Origin of the sequence: Bordetella genomosp. 11, assembly GCF_002261215.1 — a bacterium.
Lineage (GTDB): Bacteria > Pseudomonadota > Gammaproteobacteria > Burkholderiales > Burkholderiaceae_B > Bordetella_C.
Window position 1 is genome coordinate 2553172 of sequence record NZ_NEVS01000004.1, and the last position, 15399, is coordinate 2568570.

The following is a 15399-nucleotide window of genomic DNA, read 5'->3' on the forward strand; positions in this document are numbered from 1 at the left end:
ACCGCGTCAATGCTGCCCGTCGGCATCACCATGGGCGACGCGGCCGGCATCGGCCCGGAAATCGTCGTCCAGGCACTGGCCCAGGGCCTGGCCGCGCCGGCCATCGTCTATGGCGATGCCGGCGCGTTGCGGCGCGCCGCCGCGCTGCTCGGCGCACGCCTGGATATCGAGGAAATTCCCGATGCCGCCCGGGCGCAACCGCGCGCCGGCGTCATCCAGGTCGTGGCCTGCCATCCCGCCCTGCCCGCCACCCTGCCGCCGGGCCAGGTCAGCGCAGAGGCCGGACGCGCCGCATACGAGTATGTATGCGCGGCCATCGACGACGCCATGGCGGGCCGTATCCGCGCCATCGTCACCGCGCCGCTGAACAAGGCATCCATGCATGCGGCCGGCGTGGACTATCCGGGCCACACCGAGATCCTGGCCGAGCGCAGCGGCACGCGCGACTTCGCCATGATGCTGGCGAACCGCGAATTGCGTGTCCTGCTGGTCACCATCCACGTCGCGCTGTCCGACGTGTTTTCCGGCATCACCGTGGCGTCGGAGCTGCGGGCCATCCGCCTGGCCCACGCGGCCTGCCTGCAGATGGGCATTGCACGTCCCCGCATCGCGGTGGCCGGCCTGAACCCGCATGCGGGCGAGGACGGCAAATTCGGCCGCGAGGAAATCGATATCATCGCGCCGGCCATCCAGGCCGCTCGCCAGGAGGGCATGGATGCCAGCGGCCCGTGGCCCGGCGACACCATCTTCATGCGGGCCCGGCGCGGCGATTTCGACATTGTCGTGGCGCAATACCACGATCAGGGCCTGATCCCCGTCAAGTACCTGGGCGTCGAGGAAGGCGTCAACGTCACCGTCGGCTTGCCCTTCGTGCGTACCAGCGTCGACCATGGCACGGCCTTCGACATCGCGTGGCAGGGCGTTGCCGATCCCACCTCGCTGGTTGCCGCCTTCGACCTCGCGCTGGCGATGACCCCGGCGTGACAGCTGGTTGAAAGATTCGGCAAAACTCTCGGACTACAATAACCGCCGTTACACACTTCCCCTCACGGCCGGCTGGCGCCGCTCGCGCCCGGCATGACGGCCCTTCCGCTGCAGCCCCATGAATCGCTTGACTCGCTTCCTGCCAGACCGCTTCACGCTGTTTCTGGTCACCACCGTCATTATCGCCAGCCTGCTCCCCGCCCACGGCAAAGGCCTGCCGATCTTCAACGACATCACCGATATCGCCGTGGGGCTGCTGTTCTTCCTGCATGGCGCGCGCCTGTCGCGCGATGCCATCGTCGCAGGCATCACGCACTGGCGCCTGCACGGCCTGATATTCACGACAACGTTCGTCCTGTTCCCGCTCATCGGCCTGCTGCTCAAGCCGGTATTGACGCCCCTGGTAACGCCAGAGCTTTACCTGGGCATCATGTTCCTGTGCTGCCTGCCCGCCACCGTGCAATCGGCGATCGCCTTCACCTCGATGGCGCGCGGCAACGTACCGGCCGCGGTATGCAGCGCGTCGGCATCCAGCCTGCTGGGTATATTCATTACGCCCCTGGCCGTCGGCCTGGTCGTCGTGAACGCCAGCAACGCACCGGTGTCCCTGGATGCCATCGGCAAGATCATGCTGCAACTGCTGCTGCCTTTCGTGCTGGGCCAGATCCTGCGTCGCTGGATTGGTGGCTGGGTGCATAAGCGCAAGTCGCTGCTCAAGATCGTCGACCAGGGTTCGATCCTGCTGGTCGTATATACGGCTTTCTCGGAAGCGGTCAACGAAGGGCTGTGGCACAACACGCCCATCCCGGCGCTGCTGGGGCTTATCGTCGCCTGCGGCGTCATCCTGGCGGTCGCGCTCGGGGTGACCAGCCTGTTCGGCCGCGCGATGCACTTCAGTACGCCGGATCGCATCACGCTGATGTTCTGCGGCTCGAAGAAAAGCCTGGCCAGCGGCATCCCGATGGCCCAGGTGCTGTTCGCCGGCCATGCCGTCGGCGCCATCGTGCTGCCGCTGATGATGTTCCACCAGATACAGCTGATGGTGTGCGGCGTGCTGGCCGGCCGCTTCGCCAAGCGCCCCGCCGGCGACGGCCACGGTCACGGCGACGACTGATCGCACCCGGCGCCGGCCGGTATCCGGGCGCGCCGGTCGGCGGCGGCGTCGCGCGGATCCGGTCGCGCCAATAAGGCGGTGCCGTTGTAAAGATCCGGTCATCTCTCCGTAAAGTGGCTGACACGCGCCTGTAAATCGGCGGACATGCAGCCCATGCATGCTGGACCCTGCTCATTCCTTGTGGGCAATCTCAGGGTCCGCCAGCATGAATCGCACTACATACGCCTGCCTCCTGCGCGCCTGCGCCCCCGTCCTTGCGGCCCGTGCCCTGGCGCGCGGCCGGTCCGATGCGCTGCATGGCGCCGCGCTCTGGGAGCGCTTCGGCTTCGGCTACGCCCTGCCCCCCAGCGGCGTAGCGCCGGTCTGGATCCATGCGCTCAGCCTGGGTGAAACCCGCGCCGCGCAACCGCTGGTCCAGGCACTGCTCCAGCGCCGCTGGCCCGTCATCCTCACCCACACCACCGCTACCGGCCGGCGCGAAGGCGCCCGCCTGTTCGGCATGGCGATCGAATCGGGGCAGCTGCGCCAGGCCTGGCTGCCCTACGACACGCCGGGCGCCTGCCGGCGCTTCCTGGACGAGATCGCGCCCTCGTGCGGCATCCTGATCGAACGCGAAGTCTGGCCCACCATGATCCACGAAGCGGGCACGCGCGGCGTGCCGATGATCCTGGCCAGCGCGCGGCTGTCCGAGCGTTCCGCCCGGCGTGGCCGGTATGCGGGCCGCGTCCTGCGGGATGCCTATGCCGGGCTGGACCGCGTCCTGGCGCAAACCCAGCACGACGCGGCACGCCTGCGGGCCAGCGGCGCGCGTAACGTGCAGGTCTGCGGCAACATCAAATTCGACGTGGCGGTGCCGCTGGACCAGGCAGCGCTGGGCCGCACCTGGCGCCAGATGTGGCAACGCCCGGCAGTGATCGTCGCGAGCACGCACGACGGCGAGGAAGCCGCCTTTATCCAGGCCTACGCCGGCCGTGCCTGGTTCCGCGAAGGCCGCGACCTTCCATTGCTCGTCATCGTGCCTCGCCATCCCGAACGCTTCGACGCCGTAGCCGCGCAATTGGCGCATACGCGCCTGAACTGGACGCGCCGCACGGCCATCGACCTGCTGCGTCCGCTACCGGAGGGCCTGCAGGTCCTGCTCGGCGACAGCATGGGAGAACTGCCGGCCTACTATGCCGCGGCCGACGTTGCCATTGTGGCCGGTAGCTTCATCGCGACCGGTGGCCAGAACCTGATCGAACCCTGCGCCGTCGGCACCCCGGTCGTGGTGGGCCCGCACGCCAACAACTTCATGCAGTTCACGCGGGAAGCCATCGTCGCCGGCGCGGCCTTGCGCGCCCCGGATCCCTCGGCCGCCCTGGATATCGCCATCGAGCTGACGGCGAACGCCACGGCCCGCGCCGACATGGTCGCCGCGGGCCAGCGCTACGTTGCCTCCCATCGCGGCGCCGTCGAGCGAACCGTCCGCGAAGTCGCGCAACTGCTGGCGGAACGCCGCATCATCCCGGGCAAAGTGGGCGCCGTGGCAAGCAGCATTCCGGCGCTGCAGTTCCTTTTCTAGAAGCCGCCCTTATCGGTTCTTTGCCATCACCACTGATAGCGCGCCGTCGCCAGCACGGTGCGCGACGCCCCCCAGTAGCAGATCATGGGGCTGGTGCAGTACGCCAGGTATTGCTTATCGAACAGGTTGCTGGCATTCAGGGCAAGCCGCCAACGCCCCGTGTCGTAATGGACCGCCGCATCGACCAGCACGCGCGCCGGCAGCACGAGGTCGTTATCCGCCGAACCATAAGTCCGGCCGACATACCGGACGCCCGCCGCGAACCCCAGCCCATTCAACTCGCCGCCATGTATCGTGTAGTCGGCCCACGTCGACGCCATATGCTTCGGTATGCCGGTGGGGTGCTTGTCCTGCGTGGCGTTGTTCGCCTTGGTCACGACGTTATCCAGATACGCATATGAGGCGATCACGTTGAGCTCGCGCGTCAGCTCGGCATGGGCTTCCAGCTCCAGTCCGCGTGAACGGATCTCGCCCGACTGCACCGATGCCTGCGGATGATCGGGATCGGGATCCGGCGTCACGACGTTCGTCTGGCGCAGATCGAACACCGCCACCGTCGCATAGCTGCGCATCGTGTCCGGCTGGAACTTGATGCCCAGCTCATACTGTTTGCCGCGGGTCGGGATGAAAGGATCACCGCTCCAGTCCGTGCCGCTTTGCGGTTGGAAGGACGTCGAATAGCTGGCGTAGGGCGCGATGCCATTGTCGAACCTGTAGCTCAATCCCCCGCGCCATGTGAACGCATGATCGCCGGTCCGGCTGGAGACCATGCCGGCCCCCGTGATGGCGTTGTCCTGTACGTCGCGCGTGCTGGCATAGTCCTCGCGTCCGCCCAGGGTCAATACCCAGCGTTCCCAGCGCAGTTGCTCCTGCAAATAGGCGCCGACCTGCGCCAGGCGCGTGGTCTCGTCCACCGTTATCGGCACGCGCGGGTAGCCCGTGTAATCCGGCCTGAAGATATCGATGGGATAGTTGGACAGAAATTGCCCGCCGCGCCGGATGTCGTTCTGCAAGTACTGGTAGTCCAGTCCAGCCAGCACCGTATGCCGCACGGCCCCGGTGCCGAAATCGAACTGTGCCTGGTTGTCGATGGTGAATTGCGACAGGTGTTCGCGGTTGACGTTGGCCCACATATAGGCGCTGCGCTCGTCCGGCGCCAGCGGACTGGACAAGGAGGTCTGGTAGTAGTCGACGTCGTCGTGCAGATAGCGCACGTTCTGCCGTACCTGAAGCAGGTCGTTGAACCGGTGCTCCAGCAAGTAGCCGGCCGAATACTGCGTGCGCCGGAAACGATCGGTGTCCGGATTGCCAAGGTAGTCGCCGGGATGCAGCCTGCCGTTGGGATTCCAGCGCACCGTGCCGTAGGCCGGGACGGGGTTGAACAGTCCGCCCTCCGGGTCATACTGGTAACTGCCCAGGAATGTCAGGCGCGTGTCCCCGCTGGGCTGCCAGGTCAGCGCCGGCGCGATGCCGATGCGCTGTTCCTTCACATGGTCGGTCTGGGTATTGGCATCGCGGCCCAGCCCGGTCACGCGATAAAGCCATTTACCGTCCTGGTCCACCGGACCTCCGAGGTCGAAACCGAGCTGATAGCGCTGGTCGTTGCCGATGCCCATCTCGATGGAATGCAGTGGCTCGGCGGTGGGCCGCTTGGATACCATGTCGATCAGGCCGCCGGGACTGGCCTGCCCATACAGGACCGATGCCGGACCGCGCAGGACATCGATGCGCTCAAGGAAGTACGGATCGATGCGGGGATTGGCGAACCACGTCGTGCGGTTCAGCTTCATGCCGTCCAGATACGAGTCCGCGGCAAAGCCGCGTATGGTCAGTTGATCGAAGCGCAGATCGTTGTCCTGGCTATATACCGCGGGGACGTAGCGCAGCGCCTGGTCGACCGTCTGGGCCGCCTGGTCGTCCATCTGCTGCCGCGTCACCACCGAGACGGACTGCGGTGTCTCCACCAACGGCGTATCCGTCTTGCTGCCCGCGCTGCTGCGCCTGGCCACATAACCCGGCACCGGCCCGTCCGCCGTCTCGATCGCGTCGCCTGTCACGCTGACGACCGGCAACTGCCGGATCTCCTGCGATTGCGCCAGGACGGTATGGCTCCCCGCCAGTACAAGCGCGAAGGCGGATATCCGTGCGGGACGTGGAATGGGAGATACGGGCATACAGGAGCGGCTCCGCTGGGCGAGGCAAGGCGAAAAGGACGGGCTCCGTTCGCTTGCATCACGATAAGATGTCGTTAATCACAATCATTCGCATTTGACACGGTAAACTTCCCGTCTTGTGGTCAATTTCGTTCCCGCAAAGGCCAGGTTCAGACCGAAGCAGGAACTTCATCGATAAAGCTGCGGAAAATGGACAACATCTGGAGACGCCGATTCGCGCCGGGCTATCAACGGCTGAAGCGGCCGGTCATGGCCTACCAGTTCGACTACCCGCATGGCAGCCGGGAGATCTGGCACAGCCACGAACAGGGACAACTGGTGCACGCACTGCGGGGCGTAGTGCGCGTGCTCACGCCCCAGGGGGCATGGACGGTGGCGCCCACGGACGCCTTCTGGATCGCGCCCGGCGTGGACCATGAGCTGCATATGGTCGGCCACGTACCGCTGCGCGCCCTGCGCATCGAACCCGACACGGCGCCCTGGCTATGGACGGAGTGCCGCCATATCGCGGTCGGGCCCCTCCTCCGGGAGCTGATCCTGGCCATGCTGGACGACCCGCCGGAATATGCGCCGGACAGCAACGCCGCGCTATGCGTTCCCCTGTTGCTGCGCCAACTGCAACAGGCGCCCGCGCTGGAGCACGGCAAGCTGCCGCTGCCGCGCGACAAGCGGCTGTTGAAGGTGTGCGAACTTTTGATGGCGACGCCCGGCAGTGGCGCGACGATGGACGCGCTGGGCATGCAGGTGGGCGCCAGCATGCGGACGCTGGGCCGCTTGTTCAAACGCGAAACCGGGCTGACGTTCGGCCAATGGCGGCAGCAATTGCGGCTGGCCGAAGCGATATGCCAACTATCGCTGGGTACCCCGGTCGCCAGCGTGGCGCGCAATCTGGGCTACGCAACGCCGAACGCCTTCAGCACCATGTTCCATCGCGCGCTGGGAGCGCCACCGCAACGCTACGTGCGGCATGCCCACGCAGCGGGTCGCGGCGGGGACATCAATACTGAGGGCCGGCTGTGAAATTCAGGAAGCGGGTGCTCATGCCCTGGAAGGTCAGGCGCACGGTGCCGATCGGCCCGTTACGCTGCTTGCCGATAATGATCTCGGCCGTGCCCTTGTCCGGGGAGTCCGGGTTGTACACCTCGTCCCGGTAGATGAACAGGATCACGTCGGCGTCCTGCTCGATAGCGCCGGATTCGCGCAGGTCGCTCATCACCGGCCGCTTGTTGGGGCGCTGTTCCAGGCTGCGGTTCAACTGCGACAGCGCGATCAGCGGGCAGTTCAGCTCCTTGGCCAGGCCCTTGAGCGAGCGGCTGATTTCGGAGATTTCCGTGGCGCGGTTTTCCCCGCCGCCGCTGCCGGACATCAGCTGCAGGTAATCGATGATGATCAGTCCCAGCTGGCCGCACTGGCGCGCCAGCCGGCGCGTCCGCGCCCGCACTTCCATCGCGCTGAGCGCCGGCGTTTCGTCGATGTAGACCTGCGCGTCCTGCATCATCTGCACCGCATGGGTGACGCGCGGCCAATCCTCGGCAATCAGCTTTCCTGTCCGCATGCGGTGTTGGTCCAGCATGCCGACCGAACCGAGCATACGCATGGCCAGCTGCACCGCGCCCATTTCCATGGAGAACACTGCCACCGGCAAGCCCTGCTCGATGGCGACGTGCTCGCCGATGTTCATCGAGAACGAGGTCTTGCCCATGGACGGGCGCCCCGCGACGATCACCAGGTCGCCCGGCTGCAGGCCCGAAGTCATCTTGTCGAGATCGGTAAAACCGGTCGGCACCCCGGTAACGTCCGAATCGGTGTCGCGGTGGTAAAGCTCGTCGATGCGCTCCACCACCTGGGTCAGCAAGGGCTGGATTTCCTGGAAGCCGGCCGATCCTCGCGCGCCTTCCTGCGCGATCTTGAACACCTTGGATTCGGCCTCGTCCAGCAACTGGCGGGCTTCCTTGCCTTGCGGATTCAGGGCAGCCGCGGAGATTTCGTCGGCGATGGAAACCAGCTTGCGCAGGGTCGCGCGTTCGCGCACGATTTCCGCATACCGGCGGATGTTGGCCGCCGACGGCGTGTTGTGCGCCAGCGAGTTCAGATAGGCGATGCCGCCGACGTCGTCGGCCTTGCCCGCGCTGACCAGCGATTCGTGCACGGTAATGACGTCGGCGGGCCGCGCCAACCCCACCAGCCGGGCGATGTGCTGCCAGATCAGGCGATGGTCGTGACGATAGAAGTCTTCTTCCACCAGCACGTCGGCGATCCGGTCCCACGCCGCGTTATCCAGCAGCAGTCCACCCAGCACGGATTGCTCGGCCTCGATGGAATGCGGGGGCACCCGCAGGTAGTCGAGCGAGGTATCGGCGGAAGCGTTCATCGGTTCATTCATGGTCGCAACATATCGGCAACACGAAAAAATCCCTGGATGTCACGCGAACGTAGCCATCCTTGCAGCGGCCGTAGCGGCCAGGCCGCGCCGCGCAGGAAACGGCCCAGGCGCAACAGGCGGACGCGCACGTCGGGATCCGGATTGGCTTCGAAGTAAGTCGTCAGCATAACCTGACCGAGCCGGGGCATGATTGCAGCTGGCAGATTGCGCATGGACAGCATCGAGGCCAACATCTGGAACAGGTCATAGGCCTGGCCCAGGGGGCGGGACAAGGCCTCGCCGATGTTTTCCTCGAAATCGATACGCCACATCTCCTTGCCGCGGATGGTCAGATTGCGGATCTGCGCGCCGCCGTGGCAAAAACCCTGCTTGTGGAATTCCGCCAGGTCGCGGCCGGCCTGCGCCGCAAGCGCGATACGCGCCTCGTCGGTGCCATGGCGAAGCAAGGCGTTCAGGTCGGTCCCCACGTGTTCCAGGACCAGCAATCCGGGCTCTTCCCACCAGATGTCCGGCACCCGGCAATTCGCCGCGCGCAGGCGCCGCAGCCGTTCGGCCTCGTAGTCCAGGCCATTGCGCAGCAGGACGCGGGGATTGGGAAATTCTCCCAGGACCAGCTTGCAGCCCAGGGCCAGCAATGCGGCCCGGATATAGCGCAGGACGTAACTGAGGGCGCCACGCACGCCGGGACGGCGGTACTTGACCACGCACCATACGCCATCGATCCTGACCTCGTCGACGGACGGCAGGGTCGTCTGCTTGGCCCGCACCAGCCAATCATGCAGGCCGGCAGGCGGGGAATCGTGTTCAGGCGGCGAACTCAAACGCGGGCCTTGATAAAAGTGAAGGTACAAAAAAGAAGCCGGCACCAGGCCGGCTTCCTTTGCCGCATGCGGGCCAGCGGCGTACGCACAGAGGCCCGCTGGCGCGAGGGGTCTTAGGCGATTTCGCCTTCGACCACGACGGTGACTTCCACCAACACATCCGCGTGCAGGCTGATCTGGATCGGGTATTCGCCGATGGCCTTCAGCGGACCGGAGGGCAGGCGCACGTTGGCCTTCTCCACCGAGTCGTAGCCAGCCTTGTGCAGGGCAGCGACGATGTCGCCGCTGGTCACGGAGCCGAACAGGCGGCCGTCGACACCGGCCTTCTGCTGGATCTTGACCTGCTGGCCATTCAGGCGGTCAGCCACGGTTTGCGCGGCGGCCAGCTTTTCGGCCTGCACCTTTTCGAGCTCGGCGCGGCGCGCTTCGAACGCTTCCAGCACCTTGGGCGTGACGCGTTGCGCCTTCTTCTGGGGAATCAGCCAATTGCGGGCGAAACCGTCACGGACACGGACTTTGTCGCCCAGGTTGCCCTTGCCGGGGACTTTTTCGAGCAGGATCACTTCCATCGCGATCTCCGGATCAATTGTGGTTATCGGTGTACGGCAACAGCGCCAGGAAGCGCGCGCGCTTGATGGCGGTGTCGAGCTGACGCTGGTAATGCGCCTTCGTGCCGGTCAGGCGAGCCGGAATGATCTTGCCGTTTTCCTGGATGAAGTCGCGCAGCGTGTCCAGATCCTTGTAGTCGATCTCTTCCACGCCAGCCGCCGTGAAGCGGCAGAACTTGCGGCGCTTGAACAGCGGATTCTGCTGCGTGAACTTGCGTTTTTCCTTGCGCTTGCCAAAGAAAGCCATGATGTGCCTCTTGATTTCGTGTGGGTCGTGGACCCGTAATCCTTACCTATGCAGGCGTTCCCTGCCCCATCGTTCCTGCCCGGTGTCCAGGCGGCCCATCAGGCCACCAGTGGATCCCCGCCGGTCGACAACCTGGTCGCGCGCTGCACATGCAGCTTCAGCTTGACCGCCCCCTGGCGAACCGGAGCCAGAAAGCCTTGCACCTGCAGCGACGTACCCAGCTGGATATCCGCCAGCATCAGCGCCAGGTCGCCCATCAGGACCGCCTGTATCGTCAGTTCGACGCGGCGCGGGTGGCCAGCCTCGATCACTTCCGACACATGTTCCAGCAACATCTCCAGCACGGGAATCCCGGCGGGAGTGTGCCGCAGCGGCTCTCTTTCAAGAACCTGGGCGCTTAACGCTGTTTCGTTCATCGCTTGCCGGCCGAGCCGGGTTGCCGGTGTCGTGGGCGGAACGTCCTGCCCTCGAAAACCGTTTTATTCAGCAGCCTGGGGGACAACCGCTTCCGCGGACGCCTTGCGGGCTTCTTCGCGCTCGACCGACTTCATCATGATCGAGGCACCGGTCTGGGCCTTCTTGGTCTTGATGACCAGATGGCGCAGGACGGCATCGTTGTAGCGGAAGGAATGCTCCAGCTCGTCCAGCGTGGACTGATTGCATTCGATGTTCAGGCACACATAGTGGGCCTTGACCAGCTTCTGGATGGGATAAGCCAGTTGACGGCGGCCCCAGTCTTCCAGACGGTGCACGGTACCGCCCTGGCCGGTAACCAGCGACTGATACCGTTCGACCATGGCGGGCACTTGCTCGCTCTGGTCGGGATGAACGATGAACACTACTTCGTAGTGACGCATGGGTAAAACTCCTGGTGGATGTCCCGCGCCGCGCGGAAATGGGCGAACTGCGCCCAACCGCCGCCCCGGCCCGGGGGGCAGCCCGCCGCCCAATGTGGACAGTCGAGCAGGAAAGCCCTCGATTATCGCCGGAATCGAGTGATTGTGCAACCGCACAAACTCCCGTCGCGTTCGCACAACGGGACCGCCCTTGCGGGGCGGGCAAGGCGAGCCGGCGTACCGGCGGCCCGCCGGCACCCTTGCGGACGGGGAAATGCGGCGGGAATCGCCGCGCCGACCGCGCCGGCCACGCCGGCAGGGTCGCCGGCCTTACGGTCAGGCCGCGGCCGGGCCTTCGCCTTCCACCACCGCGTAGGCGGAATGGTTGTGGATGGACTCGAAGTTTTCGGCTTCCACGCGGTAACGGGCCACGCCGGGACGCACGGACAGACGTGCCGCCACGTCGCGAACGAGATCTTCGACGAACTTCGGATTGTCGTAGGCGCGTTCCGTGACGAACTTTTCGTCCGGACGCTTGAGCAGGCCCCAGACTTCGCAGGAACCTTCGTCCTCGATCAGCCGGATGAGGGCGTCGACGCCCACTTCATCGTCGATCAGCGCCGCCACGGTCACGTGGGAGCGCTGGTTATGGGCGCCGTATTCCGAAATCGCCTTGGAACAGGGGCACAGGCTGGTCAGCGGCACCTGCACGATCAATTCGAATTCGACCTCTTCCCCGGCGGCACGGGCGACCCACTGGATCTCGTAGTCCATCAGGCTCTGCACCCCGGAAACGGGCGCGGACTTGTTGATGAAATACGGAAAGGCCGCCGTGATATCGCCACGCTCGGCATGCAGCAAGGGCAACATTTCCCGCGCCATCACCCGGAACAAGGCCGGCGTCATGGGCGTGCTGCGATACTTTTCCAGCAGCGCGACGAAGCGGGACATGTGAGTGCCCTTCTCTTCGGCGGGCAACGCCACCGTCAAGGTCCAGTTGGCGACCGTTGCCATGGCGCCGCCGTCCGCGGCCTGAACCAGCATGGGATGGCGCACGCCACGTATCCCGACGCGCTGGATAGGAATATGCCGCGTATCGGCCGAACTCTGGATGTCCGGCATGACGAGGGCGGGGTCGATGGGGGAATTCATAGTTCTGGCCTGTGACAAACGTGCTTCCGGAGCACCGTCTCGAGTGTCGATGGACGAGCATTATCGCCCAACACGACGCGCGGGCCCGGGAAAACCCTTTTCCCGACAGGTTTCCGGGCGTTCCGGCCGGGCTTTATCCGTGATTTACCTTGGGCAGCGGCCGAGCCAGCAACGTGCCGAAACGCGACCGCACGGCGGCCTCGATACCCGCGGCATCCAGGCCCACCCCGGCCAGCAGGGCTTGTTGCTCCCCGTGGTCGATGAAGCGATCCGGCAGGCCCAGCTGCAATACGGGCATGGCGATACCGGCGGCATTCAAGGCTTCGCAGACGGCGCTGCCCGCGCCGCCCATGATGGCGCCTTCCTCGATGGTCACCAGGGCATCGTGGCTCGAGGCCAGCTCGTGGACCAGCGCCTCGTCCAGCGGTTTGACGAAGCGCATATCCGCCACCGTCGCGTCCAGCGCTTCGGCCGCCTTCTGCGCCGCCGGCAGCAGGGTGCCGAAGCACAGGATGGCGATCCTGGCGCCATGGCGCCGCACGATGCCCTTGCCCAGCGGCACTTCGTCCAGGCCGGCAGGCACCGCCGCGCCACGGCCGCCGCCGCGCGGGTAGCGCACCGAGGCGGGGCCGGCGTGGCGATAACAGGTGGTCAGCAGCAGGCGGGCCTCGGCCTCGTCCGAAGGCGTGGCCACGACCATATTGGGAACGCAGCGCAGAAAAGCGATGTCGTAATTGCCGGCGTGGGTGGCGCCATCCGCCCCTACCAGGCCAGCCCGGTCCAGCGCGAAGGTCACGTCCAGGTTCTGCAGCGCGACGTCATGGATGAACTGGTCGTAGCCGCGCTGCATGAAGGTCGAATAAATCGCCACCACCGGCTTCTGTCCCTCGCAGGCCAGTCCGGCGGCGAAGGTGACGGCATGCTGCTCGGCAATACCGACATCGAAGTAGCGCGACGGGAAACGGCGCTCGAATTCCACCAGCCCGCTGCCCTCGCGCATGGCGGGCGTGATGCCCACCAGGCGCTCATCCTGTTCCGCCATATCGCACAGCCATTGGCCGAAGACCTGGGTAAAGGTCATCTTGGCTGGCGACTTGGCCGGCACGATGCCGACCGCGGGATCGAACTTGCCGGGACCGTGATACAGCACGGGGTCGGCCTCGGCCAGCTTGTAGCCCTGGCCCTTGCGCGTCACGACGTGCAGGAATTGCAAGCCCTGAAGCGCTTTCAGGTTCTGCAGGGTCGGCACCAGCGCGTCGAGGTCGTGCCCATCGATCGGCCCCACGTAGTTGAACCCGAATTCCTCGAAGAGCGTCGCGGGCGTGACCATGCCCTTGGCATGCTCCTCGATGCGCCGGGCCAGTTCCAGTACCGGCGGCACGTGCTGCAGCACGGCCTTGCCGACATTCTTGGCGGCCGCGTAGAAGCGGCCGGACATCAGGCGGGCCAGGTAGCGATTCAATGCCCCGACCGGTGGCGAGATCGACATGTCGTTGTCGTTCAGGATCACCAGCAGGTTGATGCCGGGCGTGACGCCCGCGTTGTTCATGGCCTCGAAGGCCATGCCCGCCGACATGGCGCCGTCGCCGATCACGGCGATGTGCTGGCGCGATACGCCGGCGTTGCGCGATGCCACCGCCATGCCCAGGGCCGCCGAAATGGAGGTGGAGGAATGGGCGGTGCCGAAGGCGTCGTATTCGGATTCGCAACGGCGCGGGAAACCGGAGATACCGCCGGCCTGGCGCAAATGGGCCATGCCCTCGCGCCGGCCGGTGAGGATCTTGTGCGGATAGGACTGGTGCCCCACATCCCAGACCACGCGGTCGTGCGGCGTGTCGAACACATAGTGCAGCGCCAACGTAAGCTCCACCGTGCCCAGATTGGACGACAGATGTCCGCCGGTGCGGGAAACCGAGGCCAGAATGAAGGCGCGCAGCTCGTCGGCGAGCTTTTTCAGCGCGCGGCGGTCCAGTCGCTTCAGATCCGCGGGGCTATCGATGGTTTCCAGTAATTCAGTGGTCATGCTTTCCGCAACCAAGGGCGAGGCCGATCACGCCGGGGCGTGCATCAACGGTCCCGCAATACGATGAAATCGGCCAGTTCCGCCAGCCGCGCGCGTCCTTCGCCCAATGGGGTCAGGGCCTGCAGGGCGGCTTGCCGCAAGTCTTGCGCCAAGGCGCGCGCCTGCTCCAGGCCCATCAGTGAAACATAGGTCGGCTTGTTGTCCGCGGCGTCCTTGCCCGCGGTCTTGCCCAGCCTGCCCGAGTCCGCCGTGACGTCCAGGATATCGTCAACTACCTGGAAGGCCAGGCCCATGGCCTGCGCGTAGTCGTCCAGGGCCTGGCGCGCGCTGGAGCTGGCCCCGGATACGATGCCGCCCAGCGCCACGCTGACGGCCAGCATGGCACCGGTCTTCATGCCATGCATGGTCTGCAATGCGTCGCGATCCAGCGCGCGGCCCACGCTTTCCAGATCGATGGCCTGCCCGCCGGCCATGCCAAGGCTGCCGGACGCGCGCGCCAGCGCCCGCGTCGCCTGCACGACCAGCGCAGGCGCGATCGGCATTTCGGAAAGCAGCTCGAAGGCCAGCGGCTGCAAGGCATCTCCCACCAGCATCGCGGTGGCCTCATCGTATTGCACGTGCGTGGTGGGGCGCCCGCGCCGCAGGGTGTCGTCGTCCATGCAGGGCAGATCGTCGTGCACCAACGAATACGCGTGTATCAGCTCCACCGCGGCCGCGGCGCGATCCAGCGAAGCTTCCACCGCGGCGGCATGACCGCTGATCGGGCAAGCCTGGCCGGCCGCATAGACAAGCGCGGCGCGCACGCGCTTGCCGCCGCCCAGCACGGCATAGCGCATGGCTTCATGCAGGCGCGCGGGCACGGCGTCCGCGGGAGGCAGCAGTTCATCCAGCGTCCGTTCAATATGCGCGGCGCGGTCCGACAGCCAGTCCTGGAAAGCGAGATGCGATTGCTTCATCCGTTCGATTCGTCATCCAGCGCGCCCGGATCCAGAGGGCGCAGCAGGTCGCCTTCGAGGACGCGTACCTGCTGTTCGGCCTGGGCCAGGCGCTCCTGGCAGATGCGCGTCAGCTCCACGCCGCGGCGATAGGCCGCGAGCGATTCCTCCAGCGGGAGCGAACCGTCTTCCATGGCGGAGACCAGTGCTTCGAGCTGGGCCAGGGCGGTTTCGAAATCCTGCGGCAGCGCGGACGCACCGCGGTTCATGGTCGCGTCCTGCGCGTCGGGGCGGTTGCTCGGCGTGGGGGAATCATCGCGCGGATCGGCTTGCGTTGGGGCCAAGCGTGTCTCCGGTAAGGCTGGCTTGTGGGTAATCCTGGGATTGTACGAGATCGCGGCCGCCGGGCCCCAGGGCATCCCCGATTGCGTTCCCGCCGGGCGCTTCTTATAGTCGTGCGCCTGGCGTTACATCGACCCGGCGGCCGGCAGCGCGTCGTTCGGGATCGCGGCGCGCCGACCGATGGGCAACACGTTGGCCGGGGCACGCCCGGCGTAGATA

Annotated in this window: 15 protein-coding genes; 4 read left to right on the plus strand and 11 right to left on the minus strand. The window is 65.9% G+C overall.

The window, feature by feature from the left end; translation table 11 throughout:
* The first annotated feature begins 9 nt into the window (after positions 1-9).
* The 3 genes from pdxA (at position 10) to CAL28_RS19115 (ending at position 3659) form a co-directional block, all read left to right on the plus strand.
* Complete coding sequence (gene pdxA / locus CAL28_RS19105) at positions 10-984, plus strand: 4-hydroxythreonine-4-phosphate dehydrogenase PdxA (protein WP_094842834.1); 975 nt, start codon at positions 10-12, stop codon at positions 982-984.
* Positions 985-1102: 118 nt separating this feature from the next.
* Positions 1103-2098: a bile acid:sodium symporter family protein gene (locus CAL28_RS19110; protein ID WP_094842835.1), complete on the plus strand. Its 996-nt coding sequence runs from the start codon at positions 1103-1105 to the stop codon at positions 2096-2098.
* Positions 2099-2303: 205 nt separating this feature from the next.
* Entirely contained in the window at positions 2304-3659 is a 1356-nt protein-coding gene (locus tag CAL28_RS19115) for a 3-deoxy-D-manno-octulosonic acid transferase (protein WP_094842836.1), read from the plus strand.
* 26 nt (positions 3660-3685) lie between these two features.
* Here the strand turns inward: CAL28_RS19115 and CAL28_RS19120 are convergent, their stop codons facing one another.
* Positions 3686-5833: a TonB-dependent siderophore receptor gene (locus CAL28_RS19120; RefSeq protein ID WP_094842837.1), complete on the minus strand. Its 2148-nt coding sequence runs from the start codon at positions 5831-5833 to the stop codon at positions 3686-3688.
* A 189-nt stretch (positions 5834-6022) separates the two neighbouring features.
* Between CAL28_RS19120 and CAL28_RS19125 the strand changes: the two genes are divergently transcribed.
* Positions 6023-6853, plus strand: coding sequence for an AraC family transcriptional regulator (locus tag CAL28_RS19125; protein WP_094842838.1), 831 nt, complete (start codon positions 6023-6025; stop codon positions 6851-6853).
* Here CAL28_RS19125 and CAL28_RS19130 read toward each other — a convergent pair.
* The 10 genes from CAL28_RS19130 to CAL28_RS19175 form a co-directional block, all read right to left on the minus strand.
* Positions 6831-8204, minus strand: a complete 1374-nt coding sequence (locus CAL28_RS19130; RefSeq protein WP_094842839.1) for a replicative DNA helicase — start codon at positions 8202-8204, stop codon at positions 6831-6833. The genes CAL28_RS19125 and CAL28_RS19130 overlap by 23 nt on opposite strands.
* Before the next feature lie 8 nt (positions 8205-8212).
* On the minus strand, positions 8213-9037 hold the full coding sequence (locus CAL28_RS19135; RefSeq protein WP_094844716.1) for a hypothetical protein: 825 nt from the start codon (positions 9035-9037) through the stop codon (positions 8213-8215).
* A gap of 113 nt (positions 9038-9150) precedes the next feature.
* Positions 9151-9606 (minus strand): 50S ribosomal protein L9, encoded by a 456-nt coding sequence (gene rplI, locus CAL28_RS19140; RefSeq protein WP_094842840.1) that lies wholly within the window; start codon positions 9604-9606, stop codon positions 9151-9153.
* 13 nt (positions 9607-9619) lie between these two features.
* The gene (gene rpsR, locus CAL28_RS19145; protein ID WP_066352664.1) at positions 9620-9892 is read right to left on the minus strand and encodes a 30S ribosomal protein S18; all 273 of its coding nucleotides are present in this window, start codon (positions 9890-9892) and stop codon (positions 9620-9622) included.
* A gap of 98 nt (positions 9893-9990) precedes the next feature.
* The gene (gene priB, locus CAL28_RS19150; RefSeq protein ID WP_094842841.1) at positions 9991-10308 is read right to left on the minus strand and encodes a primosomal replication protein N; all 318 of its coding nucleotides are present in this window, start codon (positions 10306-10308) and stop codon (positions 9991-9993) included.
* Between the two features lie 63 nt (positions 10309-10371).
* Entirely contained in the window at positions 10372-10749 is a 378-nt protein-coding gene (gene rpsF, locus CAL28_RS19155; protein ID WP_066638325.1) for a 30S ribosomal protein S6, read from the minus strand.
* 315 nt (positions 10750-11064) lie between these two features.
* Positions 11065-11880 carry a GTP cyclohydrolase FolE2 gene (gene folE2 / locus CAL28_RS19160; RefSeq protein ID WP_094842842.1) on the minus strand — a complete coding sequence of 272 codons (816 nt, stop codon included), beginning with the start codon at positions 11878-11880 and terminating at the stop codon, positions 11065-11067.
* Between the two features lie 133 nt (positions 11881-12013).
* Positions 12014-13903 (minus strand): 1-deoxy-D-xylulose-5-phosphate synthase, encoded by a 1890-nt coding sequence (dxs, locus tag CAL28_RS19165; RefSeq protein WP_094842843.1) that lies wholly within the window; start codon positions 13901-13903, stop codon positions 12014-12016.
* Between the two features lie 44 nt (positions 13904-13947).
* Positions 13948-14859, minus strand: coding sequence for a polyprenyl synthetase family protein (locus tag CAL28_RS19170; RefSeq protein WP_094842844.1), 912 nt, complete (start codon positions 14857-14859; stop codon positions 13948-13950).
* Positions 14856-15107 carry an exodeoxyribonuclease VII small subunit gene (locus CAL28_RS19175; RefSeq protein WP_094844717.1) on the minus strand — a complete coding sequence of 84 codons (252 nt, stop codon included), beginning with the start codon at positions 15105-15107 and terminating at the stop codon, positions 14856-14858. The genes CAL28_RS19170 and CAL28_RS19175 overlap by 4 nt, the downstream gene beginning before the upstream one ends.
* Positions 15108-15399: the final 292 nt, after the last annotated feature.